This is a genomic window from Thermodesulfovibrionales bacterium, assembly GCA_035686305.1.
GTDB lineage: Bacteria > Nitrospirota > Thermodesulfovibrionia > Thermodesulfovibrionales > UBA9159 > DASRZP01.
This window is the reverse complement of the sequence record DASRZP010000051.1, coordinates 1-16,133: the sequence shown is the minus strand read 5'-3', so window position 1 is coordinate 16,133 and position 16,133 is coordinate 1. Positions and strand designations below refer to the sequence as shown.

The 16,133-nt window shown below is 53.5% G+C and carries 14 protein-coding genes; all 14 read right to left on the bottom strand.

Annotated elements, in window-relative coordinates:
• Nucleotides 1–108: 108 nt before the first annotated feature.
• Nucleotides 109–879 carry a restriction endonuclease subunit S gene (locus VFG09_05900; protein HET6514676.1) on the bottom strand — a complete coding sequence of 257 codons (771 nt, stop codon included), beginning with the start codon at nucleotides 877–879 and terminating at the stop codon, nucleotides 109–111.
• The gene (locus VFG09_05895; protein HET6514675.1) at nucleotides 876–2,003 is read right to left on the bottom strand and encodes a PDDEXK nuclease domain-containing protein; all 1,128 of its coding nucleotides are present in this window, start codon (nucleotides 2,001–2,003) and stop codon (nucleotides 876–878) included. Before VFG09_05895 ends, VFG09_05900 begins: the two co-directional genes overlap by 4 nt.
• Nucleotides 2,000–4,066 carry a class I SAM-dependent DNA methyltransferase gene (locus VFG09_05890; GenBank protein HET6514674.1) on the bottom strand — a complete coding sequence of 689 codons (2,067 nt, stop codon included), beginning with the start codon at nucleotides 4,064–4,066 and terminating at the stop codon, nucleotides 2,000–2,002. Before VFG09_05890 ends, VFG09_05895 begins: the two co-directional genes overlap by 4 nt.
• Before the next feature lie 38 nt (nucleotides 4,067–4,104).
• Nucleotides 4,105–4,578, bottom strand: a complete 474-nt coding sequence (locus VFG09_05885) for a hypothetical protein (protein ID HET6514673.1) — start codon at nucleotides 4,576–4,578, stop codon at nucleotides 4,105–4,107.
• 90 nt (nucleotides 4,579–4,668) lie between these two features.
• On the bottom strand, nucleotides 4,669–5,883 hold the full coding sequence (locus VFG09_05880) for a 6-phosphofructokinase (GenBank protein HET6514672.1): 1,215 nt from the start codon (nucleotides 5,881–5,883) through the stop codon (nucleotides 4,669–4,671).
• Between the two features lie 64 nt (nucleotides 5,884–5,947).
• A complete protein-coding gene (carB, locus tag VFG09_05875) occupies nucleotides 5,948–9,286 on the bottom strand; it encodes a carbamoyl-phosphate synthase large subunit (GenBank protein ID HET6514671.1) in 3,339 nt (1,112 codons plus the stop codon).
• Nucleotides 9,287–9,288: 2 nt separating this feature from the next.
• Entirely contained in the window at nucleotides 9,289–9,564 is a 276-nt protein-coding gene (locus VFG09_05870; GenBank protein ID HET6514670.1) for a hypothetical protein, read from the bottom strand.
• Complete coding sequence (locus VFG09_05865; GenBank protein HET6514669.1) at nucleotides 9,565–10,173, bottom strand: hypothetical protein; 609 nt, start codon at nucleotides 10,171–10,173, stop codon at nucleotides 9,565–9,567.
• A 119-nt stretch (nucleotides 10,174–10,292) separates the two neighbouring features.
• The gene (carA, locus tag VFG09_05860) at nucleotides 10,293–11,462 is read right to left on the bottom strand and encodes a glutamine-hydrolyzing carbamoyl-phosphate synthase small subunit (GenBank protein ID HET6514668.1); all 1,170 of its coding nucleotides are present in this window, start codon (nucleotides 11,460–11,462) and stop codon (nucleotides 10,293–10,295) included.
• Complete coding sequence (locus tag VFG09_05855) at nucleotides 11,459–12,805, bottom strand: dihydroorotase (protein HET6514667.1); 1,347 nt, start codon at nucleotides 12,803–12,805, stop codon at nucleotides 11,459–11,461. Before VFG09_05855 ends, carA begins: the two co-directional genes overlap by 4 nt.
• 4 nt (nucleotides 12,806–12,809) lie before the next feature.
• Nucleotides 12,810–13,736, bottom strand: coding sequence for an aspartate carbamoyltransferase catalytic subunit (locus VFG09_05850; protein ID HET6514666.1), 927 nt, complete (start codon nucleotides 13,734–13,736; stop codon nucleotides 12,810–12,812).
• Nucleotides 13,726–14,286: a bifunctional pyr operon transcriptional regulator/uracil phosphoribosyltransferase PyrR gene (pyrR, locus tag VFG09_05845; protein ID HET6514665.1), complete on the bottom strand. Its 561-nt coding sequence runs from the start codon at nucleotides 14,284–14,286 to the stop codon at nucleotides 13,726–13,728. Before pyrR ends, VFG09_05850 begins: the two co-directional genes overlap by 11 nt.
• A 223-nt stretch (nucleotides 14,287–14,509) precedes the next feature.
• Entirely contained in the window at nucleotides 14,510–15,001 is a 492-nt protein-coding gene (locus VFG09_05840) for a hypothetical protein (GenBank protein ID HET6514664.1), read from the bottom strand.
• An 86-nt stretch (nucleotides 15,002–15,087) separates the two neighbouring features.
• On the bottom strand, nucleotides 15,088–16,133 hold a 1,046-nt coding region (locus VFG09_05835), incomplete at its 5' end, for a CopD family protein (protein ID HET6514663.1).

Here is a 16,133-nt window from a genome sequence, read left to right as displayed (position 1 = left end):
TTTTATCGCTCCATAGTCACATTCGCTTCCAGAATAAGCCGGTCTGGAACTTGATCAATCTTCATAACCCTATTTCAATCACACTACAATGCACTATTTTCGAGAAAGCTATAGTAGCTCGTACGATTGAAGATGATGTGCACCCGTCTGAATGCGTGCTGCGAATCGTTTAAGATGCTCGCGGCCCCAGTGTTTAGGAACTTGGCCAAACCAATTCACTCCAGAATCTCTTCGGGTGACAGTGCGACTCAGCCCCTGAGTAACTGCAGAGGCGATCGTTGTTTTTAGCAACACTTCCAGCGTCTCGATCTGCCGCTGCTTGGCAGCCACCGCCGCGTCAATCGCCGCGCAACTCGCGTCCAGATACGCCGCGATGCGCTTTTGCTCTTGGCGACTTGCAGGGATTGCCAAGACGATACTCCCAAGTTCCTCAGCGTTCAGGTGTGGCTGAGCTGCACGAAGGGTCAACAGCCGGAGCTGATCCTCTAAGACGTATTTGCTCAATAGTCCATAGGCCACGAACTGTGGCAGAGCGCGTGTCACAGTTGCCACCATATCGTATCCAGCTACCGCACCTTCCAAGGCTGGAGGTACAATTGCCGAATCTCCCGTATATGCACCGCTGCGTACGACAATGATTTCGCCTGCCTTGAGGTAGGGGTTTCTGTCCAGCGGCAATTCATCAGGATCAACGCGGAGAAGATTCTCTGTCCGAATCGTCCTGGCATCAACATCTGTCGCCCGAACCATCGCCACGCCCGATGCGAGCTGAGATGGTGACTGACCTAGACCGTAACGAATGTTCGCAACAGATTTCAGACGACATTGCCTCCAATTCTGTGGAAGCGTCTTGAATAAGGAGTCGAGGGTATCGTTCATTTCCGTACCTCCATCTCCGCCCGCACGACTCCGGCAAGCTGTTTGGCCGTCGGTAATTTGCCTTTCAGCTCACCGGGCAGCTTCGACTGCAAATGATACGCAGCCACTCCAATCGGATTTGTCTTGCTCTTCAGGGCATATTCCACCTCCACGTCGTCCTTCTCAGCGCAGAGGATAATGCCGATAGAGGGCTTATCACCAGGGCCGCGCTCCTTGTCGTTGAGAAGGTTCAGGTAGAAGTCCATCTTTCCGGCAAACTCAGGCTCGAAGGGGCCGACTTTCAGCTCAAAGGCCACCAGCGCCTTGAGAAATCGGTGATAGAACAACAGGTCGATGAAATACTCCTTGTTGCCGAGGGCAAGACGATGCTGTCGTCCGACAAAGCAGAACCCGTAGCCGAGTTCAAGGATGAAGTCCCTCAGACGTTCTATGAGACGGTCTTCGAGTTCCCGCTCTCTTATCTCACGCCGGATGCCGAGGAATTCGAGATTGTAAGAGCTTTTGAGCATCTCGTCAGCCTGTTCAGTCAGATATTCCGGCAGCACGGCAGGAAAATTGTGCGTCTTTTTCTCTATCTTCGCGCGTTCATAAGCTCCAGCCTTGATCTGGTTCAGCAGGACATTGCGCGACCAGCCGAATTGCGCGGTTGCACGGAGATAGTAGAATAGCTCAGACGCTGACTTGATACGCCCCAAAAGGAAGACATGATGGCCCCACGGAACAGCTGCGGCTAATTCTCGCACAACCTGTGCGAGTTTTTCACCTTTCAATACACCAGATTGCTTCTTCCCCAACTCTCTCACAACTTGTGCGAGAAATTCTTCAGATGTATGTGTCACATAAAACTGTTTCATGCGCCAAAGGTTCTGCGAAGAAAAACCTTTGGCGCCGGGGAAAGCCGCTTGCAAATCCCTGGCAAGCAATTCAATCACAGACTCCCCCCATCCAAGCAGTTCCTGCTTTTCTACAATCGCCCGTCCAATGTCCCAATAGAGCAGGATCAAATCACGGTTCACGGATCGGGCTGCCGAAATACGGGCTGCCGTGATCCGTGTCTTTAAATCCGAAATAAACCGCCGGTATTCCGACGCGGTCAATATGGTGCTGTCCCCGGCTTTTTTCATTCTGCCAATCCCTCCAGCATCTTCTCCGCTTCTTTTTCCAGCCTCCAGAACTCTTCGAGTAATTCCTTCGCTGGTGTGGGCGGCTGATATCGGTAAAAATATTTGTTCGGAAGAATTTCATACCCGAGCTGCGGACTGTCCTGCCAGCGGATGATAGGTTTTGCGATCTCACGTTTCAGGAAAGCTTCGATATCTTCGCCGTGTTGGATGTACTCGTCGTCCTTCACGTAATGACGGCGCGTCCATTCCACTGAGAGGATTTCTGGAGAATCTTTCATCAGCTCTTTGAACTTCTTTGCGGCGTTATCCTTAGGCGAGAGAGTAAATGTGATTGTCCTCGTTTCTGTTTCAGTCTTTGATTCTGTCATTCCGGCTTGTCCGGAATCTTTCTTCATGCCTCTAGCTTTTTCAGAAGGATTCCCGACGCGCTTTGCTTGCGGAAATGACAAGGCAACTCTGAACGTCAATTCGCTTTCGTAAAACTCCTGCTCCTTCTTCAGGTTCGCGGCGGTGAAGGCCTTTTCATAAGGCTCGGTTATTGTCGCCGGTTGATCGTTTTCGTCGAACTGCCAGAAGACGACGCTCACTTTGTGATAGGCAAAATCCTCCCGCTGGAAAAGCTTCACGTTTTCATCCGAATATCCATTCTTCCATCCGTCGCGGTAGCGTTCTTCGATCCAGGCGCGGTGCGCGTCGGTGCTACGGTTTCTCTTGTTGCCAAATGACTTCGGCTCCTTCTCAAACTGTTGGCGCGCATCGATCAGCATCACGCGGCCCTTGTGTTCGGCTGGCTTGTCGTTTCGCAGGAGCCAAACATAAGTGAAAATACCGGTGTTGTAAAAGAGCTGGTCGGGGAGCATGACAATCGCGTCGAGCCAGTCGTTCTCCAGAATCCAGCGGCGGATCTCGCTCTCGCCGGAACCGCAATCGCCGTTTGAAAGCGGCGAGCCGCTAAAGATGATAGCAATGCGGCTTGCGCCCTTTTCCGGCTCCTTCATCTTGGCAAGCATAGTCTGCAGAAAAAGCAGCGCACCGTCGTTCACGCGAGGCATCCCGGCCCGGTAACGTGTCTTCTCCAGCTTGCGCGCTTCGGCTTCGTAACCATCCTTGCCGCCCCAGGTCACGCCGAAGGGTGGATTGGATAGCATGAAGTCAAACCGGAACTTGGATTCGGGCAACTGGTCCCCCGGCTCCTTGCTGTGCGGATCGTGTGGGATAAGTGAGTTGCCGAGATACACCTTAGCCTGTTTGTCGTCCTTGATCAGAGGGTCTGCCTGACAGATAGCGTAGTTGGTCGGTGACATCTCCTGACCGTGAACTGTGACAAACTTCTCAATGTTCGCCTTTTCTTCTGGAGTGGCAGCGCGGTCGAGCAGATGTTCCTTCGCTACAGACAGCATGCCGCCGGTCCCGCAGGCTGGATCATAGATGGAGAGGTGCCTGTCGGGGATCGGGATGTCGAGCAGCTCCACCATAAGACGGATCACCTCGCGCGGCGTGAAGTGCTCTCCGGCCTCCTCGCCACTCTGTTCCGAGAAGCGCCGAAGCAGTTCCTCATATATGTAGCCCATCTCAAGCGGCGAGAGCTTGTCGGGGCCGAGTTCCAGTTCCTTGTACTGGTTGAGGATCGGAGCGAGGCGGTTGTTCTTCACCATCTGACCGATGGTGGCCCGATAATTGAAGTGCTCGATTATATCGTCAACATTCTTTGAGAAACCGTTGATATAAGCACGGAAGTTCTCTTCAAGCAGCGTATGATCTTCCTCGTAGACCCGGCGCAGTGTCCAATCGGTCTTGTTTGAAAACGGCGCCGTGCTCGTCTCCAGACCTTTCACCAGCTTCGCAAGCTCCTTCGCGGTTAGCTTTGGCCGCTTGGCGAGGACTTCGGTTGCTTTGTCCTCCCGCCATTTAATCAGAACGCACTCAAGACGGCGGATCACGATTATAGGCAGGACGACGTTTTGGTATTCGTAGGCTTTGAATTTGCCGCGCAGGCGCTCGGCAGATTTCCAGATTTCATCGGCGAGGTTGTCGAGTTTTGGCTTATTGAGGGACGTCGTCAAAGAATCTTCGCCTCTTTTTGAATGAAGTGTTTTTTTGCCTAACCGTATTTCACACAGAGGTCTTCGAGAAAGACCTGCAGTTCATCAGGCTTCAGCAACTTATCAGGCAGCTTAAGTTCGAGGAGGCAGGCCCTGAAAATTCTTGTGAGCAGGTCTCTGACGCAGTAGTCGATCATTTCATGAGGGAATGACTCTGACGCATTTTCTATCAGCAGGAGCTCTGTATACCAGGTATCCTTCGGAGGGGTAATGCCTGCGCAGTCATTGCCCCGAAGAGCCCTTGGCCTTGCCCCTTTCGATAGTGCCAGAGACCTGACACCGTGATTGACGTTCTGAAGCGCCCGCACGGAAGGATTTCCTATTCCATGCCTCCCTTTCGTGATGGGAGAAAAACGGGAAATGTTCACACCCGAACAATAGACCCATGCCTGCTTTTCTCCCTCGGTGACGGGACGCACCACAAAATAGAGAAAGTCATTCACGTATTCATATGATCTTTGAATCTTCGTCACACTTCCAAGGTCCATCTTTCTCTCGCGAGGATCCTGAGAATGACCGGAAAGCCGAGATTCCCCTCCCAAGAGCCTCCCGTTCTCTCGACACTACAGATGCCTCTGCACCTGCCCCTTCACCTCGATCATCTCATGATCATACTTCACCGGTTTTCTTCCGAAGCAGGTACCGAGGCTCTCAAAGAGGGCGAGTTCCTCGATATCCACTTCCCTGCGCCGTATCGCCTCTGCTGTCGCCATATAGTAGATTCTCCGGCCGTCAACATCGACAACGGTATTGCCGCTTTTCCCCTCGAGCAAGAGGAAGACTGCTCCAGCCCCTACCCTATAGCCGAAATTTACATCGTAGGCAGAAGATCCCCCGGAGCGAACGAGATGTCCCGGCGTCACCTCCCTTACCTCGGGGATTACATAAATGCCGGGCACATGCATTCCTGTCTTTCTCATGAATTCGACCACCTCGGGGTCGTTCTTCAGCCTCTTTTCGAGCTGCTGTCTGACGTACCTCCCCGCGCCCGCGAGCTTTTTGTGGCCAAAGGCATCGACTCCCGCCGACTCGTCAAAGAGCATCTCACCGCTTGCATTCTTGAGACCCTCGGCAACCACAATAATGTACGTGCCTGCCTTCACATCGCTCCTCACCACCCTGGCAAAGTACGTGGCCTTCATGTGTTCATAGACAATATCGAAGTCCACGGGCACCTCAGGGATAAGGATGCAGTCTGCCTCAGCGCCTATTCCACCGCGCAGGGCGGTATGTCCGACATACCTTCCGAAGACCTCGATCACGAGGATGCGGTTATGGCTCAGACCAGTGGTCTTCAGGTCCCGCGTAAATACCGCTATCCGGTTAATTGCCGAATCGCCTCCAACGCTGTAAGGCTGAAGGTCGAGGTCCATGGTCTTCGGGACATGGATACAGGGGATCCCCTGGGAAGCAAGGTCGACGACAACGCTTCCGGTATCATCGCCGCCGCTGATGATGAGCGCGTCGATCCCGAACTTTTTTAGACCCTCCTTTATCCTTTCATACTTGTTCGGGTCTTCGATCTTGCTGATCTTTACCCTCGAATGTCCAGCCTCCGAGCCGGCGAGGGACGCCTCGATGCGGCTTACCCGGTCCGCATTGAGGAGAACGACATTTTCGAATTCCACGAGGTTGTATAATCCTGCGTAGCCGTTCGGAATGACGACCGACTCGATCCCCAGGTCGTACGCGCCGCGGGCCACGCCCTTGATGACGGCATTCAGTCCGCCGCAATCACCGCCGCTTGTGATAACTCCGATTCTCTTGATCGATGCCATAGGACCTCCTTCTTCTTATTGGTTATGCCTTAGGATACAGGGATAACGAGAGACAATCTGTAACTCATTGAGGATTGCATGGTACGGTCATGGTATGGTATTCCTTCAGGGATTTTATCGTGATCTTTCCCCTGAGCAGCCTTTCGATGGCATTCACAACGGCGTTGGCGCCGGACAGGGTCGTTGTAAAAGGGACGTGGTGCTGAAGAGAGCTCTGCCGTATGGAAAAAGAATCCCTCTGCGCCTGTGCGCCGGTCACCGTGTTGATCACGAAGCTTATCTCTTTGTTCTTTATGAGGTCCACAATGTGGGGCCTTCCTTCCGTCACCTTATTGATAATACCGACCTCGATACCTTTCTTCAGGAGATGCTCGGCCGTTCCTCTTGTCGCAATGACATCGAACCCCATCTCCTGGAACCTCCGGACGATGTGGCATATGCCCGGTTTATCCTTGTCCTTTACGCTGACGAATATCTTGCCGGAGAGCGGAAGTTTATTATCCGAGGACTCCTGGGCCTTTGCATAGGCAAGACCGAAATTCTCGTCTATCCCCATCACCTCACCCGTCGATTTCATCTCCGGTCCGAGGATCGTATCGACACCATGGAACCTGTCGAAGGGAAAGACAGCCTCCTTGACAGCGATATAATTCATCTCTCTTTCCGATGTGAAACCGAGTTCCTTCAGCGTTTTTCCGCCCATGATCTTTGCAGCGAGCTTTGCCAGGGGAACTCCCGTGGCCTTGGAGACAAAGGGGACGGTTCTCGAACCCCGAGGGTTCACTTCGAGGATATAGATGTCGCCGTCCTTCACCGCAAACTGTACGTTCATGAGTCCAATGACATTCAATTCCCGCGCAAGGGCCCTTGTCTGGGCCTTGATCTCCTCCACGATATCGGTCCCGAGCGAGTAAGGAGGCAGCGAGCATGCAGAGTCTCCTGAATGGATGCCGGCCTCCTCGATATGTTCCATAACCCCGCCGATCACAACGTCACTGCCGTCGGATATCGCATCCACGTCAACCTCGATGGCGTCTTCGAGGTATTTATCGACGAGCACAGGATGCTCAGGCGAGGCCTTCACCGCCCTCATCATGTAGTCATTGAGCGACCGTTCATCATAAACGATCTCCATCGCCCTTCCTCCGAGGACATAGGACGGCCTTACCATGACAGGATAGCCTATCCTTTGGGCGACTGCAACCGCCTCTTCAGGCGATGCCACGGTGTCGCTTTCGGGCTGCCTCAGTCTGAGCTTGTGGAGGAGCTCCTTAAACCTCTTCCTGTCCTCAGCCCTGTCAATCGAATCGGGAGAAGTGCCGAGGATCCTGACCCCTTCCCTCTCAAGAGGCACCGCAAGCTTGAGGGGCGTCTGTCCTCCGAACTGGACGATCACACCCTCAGGCTTTTCGGTTTCAACGATGCTCAGCACGTCCTCGATGGTGAGGGGTTCAAAATAGAGCCTGTCAGCCGTATCGTAATCGGTGCTCACGGTCTCGGGGTTACAATTGATCATGATCGTCTCGTATTTCAACGATTTCAGGGCGAAGACAGCATGGACGCAGCAATAATCAAATTCGATGCCCTGGCCGATCCTGTTCGGCCCGGATCCGAGGATGACGACCTTTTTCCTGTCCGTCGGATTTGCCTCGGACTCGACAGACGCACGAGGCATGATTTCGGATTTCTGATCCGCTCCTGCACGCTGCATGCTGCGCTCTGCAGCCGGAGAGAAGGCCTTCTCATACGTTGAATAGAGATAGGGCGTGTATGCCTCGAACTCTGCGGCACAGGTGTCGACCATTTTATAAACCGGCCGTATCCCCCATTGATTCCTCAGGCTTCTGATATCCTTCTCCGTCAGTCCCATGAGCTGAGCGATACGCCGGTCGGAGAAGCCATACTCCTTGGCTCCGCGCAAGACTTGAGGATTGACAGCCTCCGGGGACGACGGGGAAGGATGTGAATCCTGACTGCACAACGCAGCCTTCTTCATCTCTTCTTCCATCCCGATGATCTGTTCCATCATCGTGAGGAACCAGGGATCGATCCACGTGAGCCCGTGGACATCATCCACAGACATGCCTTTTCTGAGCGCCTGTGCAGCATACCATATCCTTTCGGAATGGGGTATCTTGAGCTTTGATTTCAGTTCACCGGTGCCGACCTTCACTTCCTCCAACCCGTAGTTGCCGGTCTCAAGGCTTCTCAACGCCTTCTGGAGGGACTCCTTGAAGGTCCTGCCGATGGACATGGCCTCTCCCACCGATTTCATCTGCGTTGTGAGCGTCGGGTCTGCCTCAGGGAATTTTTCGAAGGTGAACCTTGGGATCTTCGTCACGACGTAATCGATCGCCGGTTCAAAGGAGGCAGGCGTCTCCTTCGTGATGTCATTCGGAATCTCATCAAGCGTGAGACCTACCGCAAGCTTTGCCGCGATCTTCGCGATGGGGAAGCCCGTTGCCTTGCTCGCAAGGGCAGAGCTCCTCGAAACCCTCGGGTTCATCTCGATGACCATCATCCTCCCATTCCGGGGGTTAAGGGCAAACTGGATGTTCGAACCCCCGGTGTCAACGCCGATCTCACGGATGATGGCGATAGAGGCGTCACGCATCCGCTGATATTCCCTGTCGGTGAGCGTCTGTGCAGGAGCGACGGTTATCGAATCTCCCGTATGCACTCCCATGGGATCAAAATTCTCTATGGAACAGATGATGACGACATTGTCTCTCGTATCGCGCATCACCTCGAGTTCGAACTCCTTCCAGCCGAGTACCGATTCTTCCACCAAGATCTGGTGGACAGGGCTGAGTTTCAGACCCTTTTCGAGAAGGTCCGTGTACTCCTCCCTGTTGTATGCGATGCCTCCGCCCGTGCCTCCAAGGGTGAAGGACGGTCTCAGGATAGCGGGGAAACCGATTGATTCTATGGCCTCTAGCCCTTCCTTCATACTCGCGATATATGCGCTTCGAGGGACTTCAAAGCCGATCTTCTCCATCGCCTCCTTGAAGAGTTCCCTGTCTTCGGCCTTCTTGATGGCATGGAGCTTCGCGCCGATCAGTTCCACGTCGTATTTCTCGAGAATGCCCGTCTCTGCGAGTTCGACGGCGAGATTGAGGGCGGTCTGTCCTCCCATCGTCGGAAGAAGGGCGTCAGGCCTCTCCTTCTTTATGATGAGTTCCATAATCTCTGCTGTGAGAGGCTCGATATAGACTGCGTCTGCCGTCTCAGGGTCGGTCATGATCGTCGCCGGGTTTGAATTGACGAGCACCACCTTGTAGCCCTCTTCCCTCAACGCCTTGCACGCCTGGGTACCGGAATAGTCAAACTCGCATGCCTGTCCGATGACAATCGGACCGGAGCCGATCAACAGTATCTTTTTTATGTCATCCCTCTTCGGCACGTTCACCTCATCGATCCGAAATGCATCCGGAGGATCTCCCTTAGGCCTTCCAACCTCTCTTCCCAGCGCCCTAACCCAAGAAAACTCGAATACCAGAGTTCATAATCGGCATTGCCGCCCATGTCACTGTTCTTCATCTTTTCGATAAATGCAGGAGTGCCCATCGCATATCTGCCTTCCATGTGGGCAAGGGTCTTCCTCACGTTCTTTATCGCATCTTCACAGACCGCTATCTCCCGTTTTGTCGCGATAATAAGCTCATCATAGACGAGACTCATTCATGCTCCCCTGTTCGGTGAATCACTGACAAACCCCTTTAACCTGGCGATGAGTGCCTCTGCCTCCTCTTTCTTTCCCGAACTGAAAATACTGACCCGCTCGCCGGAAAAATCGAGCTGCACCACATGGAATTCCTTGATCTTTCCAAACCCCGGGATCACCGTGCCGTGCTGCAGGGCGATCTTCTCAACAACACGGATCCCGTCGGGATTTTCAGGCTGAACCGTCACATGGTCCAGACAGATACCCGAGAGCTCTGACATCTTATGGACCTGTCTGACACTGCCGACGATCTTCCGCACCGAGGTATCTATCCTGTCGTTCACTCTGTCAAAAAGGGCCTCAAGAATTACCTCGCGGAATAGGAACCTCCTGGAAACAAGGAAGAGAACGGCAAATACCGCGGCCCCTGACACAAGATGGACAACCGTTATTTTACCGCTCGCGGCAAAAAAAAATCCAAGGAGCATCAGAACGCCGCCTGCTGCCAGACTCGACGCAAGCTCGCGGTTATAAATGCCGCTGTGAAGGACGCTCCCCTTCTCTGCCCTGAAGGAAGACGTTCTCAGTATGAGAGTATCGTCCTTTATCATGAGGTCGTAACTCATGCTTTTGTTCCCGTCATGGAGTTTGTCACGATGACATTCCGGATCCTACGACCTGCCGCCGAAGTAGAAGGCCATCTTCGGATGGAGAAGATGGTAGATGTCCGACGTGACCTCTTTCATCATGTCTTCCCTCCGATCATCTCCCGGAACCTTCTGAAGAGATGGGCTGAGTCGTTCGGCCCCGGCCCTGCCTCGGGATGGTGCTGCACCGAGAAGAGCGGAAACTCCACATGCACCATTCCTTCTTCGGTGCCGTCATAGAGGTTCTTATGAGTGAGCTTCGCCTTTCCCCTGAGGCTCGCAATGTCCACGCAATAGTTGTGGTTCTGCGAGGTTATCTCGATCCTTGCCGTTGACAAATCCTTAACAGGATGGTTGCCGCCGTGATGGCCGAACTTGAGTTTGTACGTCCTTCCTCCCATGGCAAGCCCGAGTATCTGATGGCCGAGGCAGATGCCGAATATAGGCTTCTTGCCGATGAGTCTCCTCGCATTCTCGATCGCATAGGTCACTGTTTCAGGGTCGCCGGGCCCGTTGCTCAGGATTATGCCGTCGGGATTCATCTCGAGGACCTCTTCTGCAGGCGTCTCCGCAGGGACGACGGTCACGTCAAAACCTGCCTCAACGAGGTTCCTCAGGATGTTGAACTTGATGCCGAAATCATAAACGACGACACGATAGGGTCTAGGGGGCAGGGACCGATGATCGGTTTTTTCCTTGTTGCCGATCTCCGACGCCAAATCCCTCACCTCTTTGCTGCACCATCTCCAGCACCCTTCAGTCCATGAATACTGTTCTTTTGTCGTCACCTCCTTTACGAGATCGAGGGCGGAGATCCCCGGATGTCTTCTGACCCTTGACAAAAGATGCGCAGGATCGGGGTCTGTAGTCGAAAGGATTCCCATCTGCGCACCATGGTTCCTCAGATGCCTCGTCAACGCCCTCGTATCGATTCCCTCTATCCCGACAACCCCGTTGTCCCTGAGATACTGACTCAGCGACAGCGTCGCCCTCCAGCTGCTCGGGAAATCAGGACATTCCCTGACGATGAACCCTTCCACTTTGGGGCCGCCGGCAGATTCGACATCTTCTGTATTGATCCCATAATTACCGATCTGGGAATAGGTCATCGCGACCATCTGGCCTTTGTACGAAGGGTCGGTAAGGATCTCCTGGTATCCCGTCATGGAGGTGTTGAAGACGACCTCGCCGATAGCCTCACCCTCGGCCCCGAAACTCAGTCCCTCAAAAATTGTTCCGTCCGATAAGACAAGCAATGCCCTCGTCATGAAACCTCCGAAATCTTTCCTTTGACGATAACCTTGACCGGCAGACCCTTCAGCACCCATCCCCCGAAGGGCGAGTTCTTGCCCTTTGAGACGAACCACTCAGGCTCGACAATGAACCCCTTGTTTCTGTCGACGATGACGATATCCGCATCGGAACCGGCTGCCAGCGACCCCTTTCTGATATTCAGGATCTTTGAAGGGTTCCAGGCCATTTTCTCGACAAGCTGAGAAAGGGTGAAGACGCCTTCTTCCACGAGCCTCAGGCTCAGGGAAAGGGCCGTCTCAAGGCCCGATATGCCTGAGGTTGCCTTGTCGAATTCCAGAAGTTTCTCGTCCCTGTGATGGGGTGCGTGGTCTGTTGCGATAACATCGATGGTACCGTCCTTCAGCCCTTCTTTCATAGCATCTAGGTCCTGCCTCGTCCTTAAAGGGGGGTTCACCTTTGCCTTTGTCTCATATCCGCTGACGGCCTCTTCAGTTAGGCTGAAATAGTGTGGGCATGTCTCGGCAGTAACAGGGATGCCTCTCTCCTTTGCCTGTCGTATGAGCCTCACAGAGCCCCTTGTCGAGACATGGGCGATATGGAGCCTGCCGCCCGTCAATTCAGCCAGAGCGATGTCCCGCGAGATCATCACTTCCTCAGCTGCCGACGGGATCCCTTTCAACCCCATGGCCGCAGAGACCACTCCCTCGTTCATGACACCGCCGTCGGAAAGGGTGAGATCCTCACTATGGGCGATGATCGGCACATGAAAGACCCTTGAGTATTCGAGGGCCCTCCTCATGATCAGGCTGTTCATGACCGGAAAGCCATCATCAGAAAAGGCGACGCATCCTGCCTCCCGCATCATTCCCATCTCCGCAAGCTCCTCGCCTTTCTGACCTTTCGTGATCGCTCCGATGGGATAGACATAACATGCCCCCTCGGCGTAAGTCTTCCGCAGGATAAATTCGGTAACGGTCTCATTGTCGTTCACCGGTTTTGTGTTGGGCATACAGCAGACCGAGGTAAATCCGCCTCTCAACGCAGCCAGCGTCCCTGTCCTTATCGTCTCTTTGTGTTCAAAGCCCGGCTCCCTCAAATGAGTGTGCATATCGACGAGACCTGGCAAGACATAGAGACCCGTTGCATCGATCGTATGGATTCCCGAGCCACCCGCATGAGGTTCCCCCTTACCGCCCTTCTGAAGAGGCTGAGGGGAGTGCAGAGGATTCGCTCCCATTCTGATTTCTGTAACCTTCCCATTCTCGATAGAGATATCTCCTATACCGTCGATCCCCTGAGAAGGATCGATTATGTGACCATTCCTGATGATGATTGTTATGCCTTGGTCGTCTCTCATGGTCCTACCCCCGCGCCCCACCGAGGAGATACATCACAGCCATTCTCACGGCAATGCCGTTCGTAACCTGCTCGCGTATTACGGACTGGGGAGAGTCGGCAACATCAGATGCTATCTCAACACCCCTGTTCATGGGACCGGGGTGCATGACAATGGCATCAGCCTTGGCAAGTGCCACTCTCTCCCTCGTCAACCCCCAGAGCTTGAAAAATTCACCGGTAGAGGGAAAGAAGCCCTTCCCCTGCCGTTCCATCTGGATCCTCAGCATCATCACAACATCAACGCCCTTCAACCCTTCATCCATAGCGTGATACACCGCTGCACCTTCCGGGATGCAGGACGGCAGGAGCGTCGGAGGGGCTATGAGTCTCACCTTTGCTCCGAGTTTAGCAAGGGCGGAAATATTCGACTTCGCCACCCTGCTATGGAGTATATCGCCGACGATCGCAACCTCGAGACCAGGGAAAGCTCCCTTCTTTTCTTTGATCGTAAAGGCATCAAGGAGGGCCTGCGTAGGATGTTCGTGCACGCCATCACCTGCATTGATAACCGACGCGTCTACGTTCCTCGCGATGAAGTGAGGGGTCCCGCTGCAGGAATGACGTATCACCACAAAATCCACTCCATAGGCTTCAATCGTTTTTATCGTGTCATAGAGCGTTTCCCCCTTCACAACACTGCTCGTCGGCACGGAGAAGTTCAGGACATCGGTGCTCAATCTTTTTTCTGCCAGTTCGAAGGAGGTCTTTGTCCTTGTCGACGGCTCAAAAAAGAGATTCACCACGGTCTTGCCGCGCAGGGCAGGGACCTTTTTGATGTCCCTTCCAAGAACATCCCTGAAACCCGAGGCCGTGTCGAGGATGAGATGTATCTCCTCGGCATTCAGGTCCTTTATGCCGAGGAGGTCCTTGGACCTCAGATTACTTATCATGGGCCTCCCCTTCAGTTCCCGAAGAATGGACGATGATCACCCGTTCCTCCGCGCCTTCCTCTTCCAGGTGCAATCTGACCGTTTCATCGAGGGCAGTCGGGATATTCTTCCCGACATAGTCAGCCTTTATCGGAAGTTCCCGATGGCCCCTGTCTATCAGGACAGCAAGCTGGATGGCGGAGGGCCTCCCAATGTCCATGAGCGCATCCATTGCGGCCCTGATCGACCGCCCGGTGAAAAGAACATCGTCAACGAGGATGACCTTCTTGCCCGTAATGTCGCAGGGGACATCGGTCTTCCGGACAAAGGGGTGCTCCTTCCGGATGCTCAGATCATCGCGGTAAAAGGAGATATCAAGGGACCCGACAGGGATGCTCACATGCTCAATCTCCCCTATGTTCTCGGAAAGCCTCCGAGCAAGGTGTACCCCTCCGCGCTGAATCCCCACGAGGCAAATGTTTTCCGTACCTTTATTCTTCTCGATGATCTCATGGGCCATCCTCATTATGGCCCGGTCGATCTCTTTCTTGTTCAGAAGTTCTTTTGCCATGGCATCAGACATAAAAAAACCTTCCCCAGAGGTCATGGAGAAGGTGTGGTGAACGGCTGTATTGTTTGCAGCTCACGCTGACTCCTTTGCCTTTTTAGCCTCACCGGGCTATCTTAAAGGCGAATAACTACAAGGCATTTCCCGGATGTGTTGCCTGAAGTTTAGTACAAAATTACTCTCTTGTCAATATCAGGACTCTTTTCTCCCCTTGTCGGCCATCGCTTCATTCAGTATATCTGCCTGCAGGAAAACGTTCCTTCAATGCCGAGGGAAGAACAAAGACGGCAGTATCCTGGACCTCCTTCTGCCTGATCTTGACCCTCAGTTCCCCTTTCCTCTCCTTGGAGAGATCAAGGTCTGCGACGGTGTACAACCCGTCTCCCTTTTCCTTGACAAACGGTGACCCTGTGACATCCTGGCCATCGCTGAGAAGGGAAAGCGTAATATCGGCGCCTTCTACATCCTGATCGTGCTTGTTATGGATCACAATACCGATTACATTCTTGCCGAGTTTAGGGTATTCCTTGTCGTCCAGCAGGACCTCGACACTAAACTCACCCTTCTCGGAAATCTGGAAAAGCGTTTCGTTGAAGTGTTTTGTAAATCTCGCCTTCTTCCCATCAGAACCGCCGTCGCCGGTATGCGTTGCACTGGCGACAGAGACCGTAAATAGACACAATACAGCAGCAAGCAAGGCACTCCTCTTCATATCCATAGGACCTCCTCTACCCTGTCTTTTCAGAGCATTTTACCAGATAAACCGGGCTACTACAAGGATTGATGGCCAAAGCCGTGAACCGGCTACTCCACGTTCACCATGAAGTCGAAGAGGAGGACCTTTCCCTTGTGTTCAACCTGGCTGAATATCTTATAGATACCCTTGACGGGAAAGATGACGTCTGCATCGATCTCAGGGCCAAACCTCTTGGGGGGATGGGCATGCATATCCATATGGTCCATGTGATGGTGAGGTTCCCCCGGCGTGATCCCGTGGGCATGGATAAAGAGCTTGAGGTCAGTGGGTACAACAGCAAGGTGCATTGCAGCTCCGAGGTAAGGATTGAGATCTTTCACTGCCTCCCCGTTCCTTTCAATGAAGTATGCAAGTCTTGTTTCTTCGCCCGCCTTTACCTTCTCAGGGGTCGTCAGGGTGACGCGATACTCTCCAAAATCCTTAGTTTTCGAGAAATCGACCTTAGGCCCTCCCATTGCCGGCTCACCCGCGACATTGAGAGAAAAGCTCTTGCTATGTGTCTGACCAGCGACGGCGAAGTCTATGCCAATGAGATATTCCCCGGCCTTCGGAAAGGTAAAGCTCAGGGGGAAGGTCGCCTTCTTCCTCATCTCACGAGTGATGCGGCCAATGTCCTCGGGGTGGATATGGGCAAAGACGTTAAGATCCTTGCCGATGACGATGGCGTGGAGTATCCTCTCATGTGAGACTTCGAGTCCTTCAAGAGGTTTTCCGTCACGATCTTCGATCAGGACGGTCATCGCCACAGGGATTCCCACAGCAATTCTTTCAGGTTTCGTCTGAAGGCTCACGACCGGCTCAGGCGCCTGCTGTGCATGCTCCATTTTTGTGTGCTGGAGGTGAAGATAGTGGCGGGCGGGTACCTCGTGGCGGAGCGCCGCTGCACAAAGCAGGACGACTACGATAAGGAACGCCTCGACCCTCACCATCCGCCTGAACCGAACCGCAATACTGTACCCAGGCTGATTGCCGAAAAAAGGTACGACCAACCGCCTAACTGCACGGTCGATGATGCCCCTGATATCCATGGATTTCCCTGCCCATTGCTGCAGGAGCGGAACATTTATGTAGTGATTAAAGGCGCCGAGGTTAA

Bases quoted from the DNA above. Each gene is read 5' to 3' on its own strand.
- VFG09_05900 (HET6514676.1), bottom strand. From the start codon at position 879: ATGAACGATACCCTCGACTCCTTATTCAAGACGCTTCCACAGAATTGG.
- VFG09_05880 (HET6514672.1), bottom strand. From the start codon at position 5,883: ATGGCATCGATCAAGAGAATCGGAGTTATCACAAGCGGCGGTGATTGC.
- VFG09_05855 (HET6514667.1), bottom strand. From the start codon at position 12,805: ATGAGAGACGACCAAGGCATAACAATCATCATCAGGAATGGTCACATA.
- VFG09_05870 (HET6514670.1), bottom strand. From the start codon at position 9,564: ATGAGTCTCGTCTATGATGAGCTTATTATCGCGACAAAACGGGAGATA.
- carA (HET6514668.1), bottom strand. From the start codon at position 11,462: ATGACGAGGGCATTGCTTGTCTTATCGGACGGAACAATTTTTGAGGGA.
- VFG09_05895 (HET6514675.1), bottom strand. From the start codon at position 2,003: ATGAAAAAAGCCGGGGACAGCACCATATTGACCGCGTCGGAATACCGG.
- VFG09_05850 (HET6514666.1), bottom strand. From the start codon at position 13,736: ATGATAAGTAATCTGAGGTCCAAGGACCTCCTCGGCATAAAGGACCTG.
- pyrR (HET6514665.1), bottom strand. From the start codon at position 14,286: ATGGCAAAAGAACTTCTGAACAAGAAAGAGATCGACCGGGCCATAATG.
- VFG09_05865 (HET6514669.1), bottom strand. From the start codon at position 10,173: ATGAGTTACGACCTCATGATAAAGGACGATACTCTCATACTGAGAACG.
- VFG09_05840 (HET6514664.1), bottom strand. From the start codon at position 15,001: ATGGATATGAAGAGGAGTGCCTTGCTTGCTGCTGTATTGTGTCTATTT.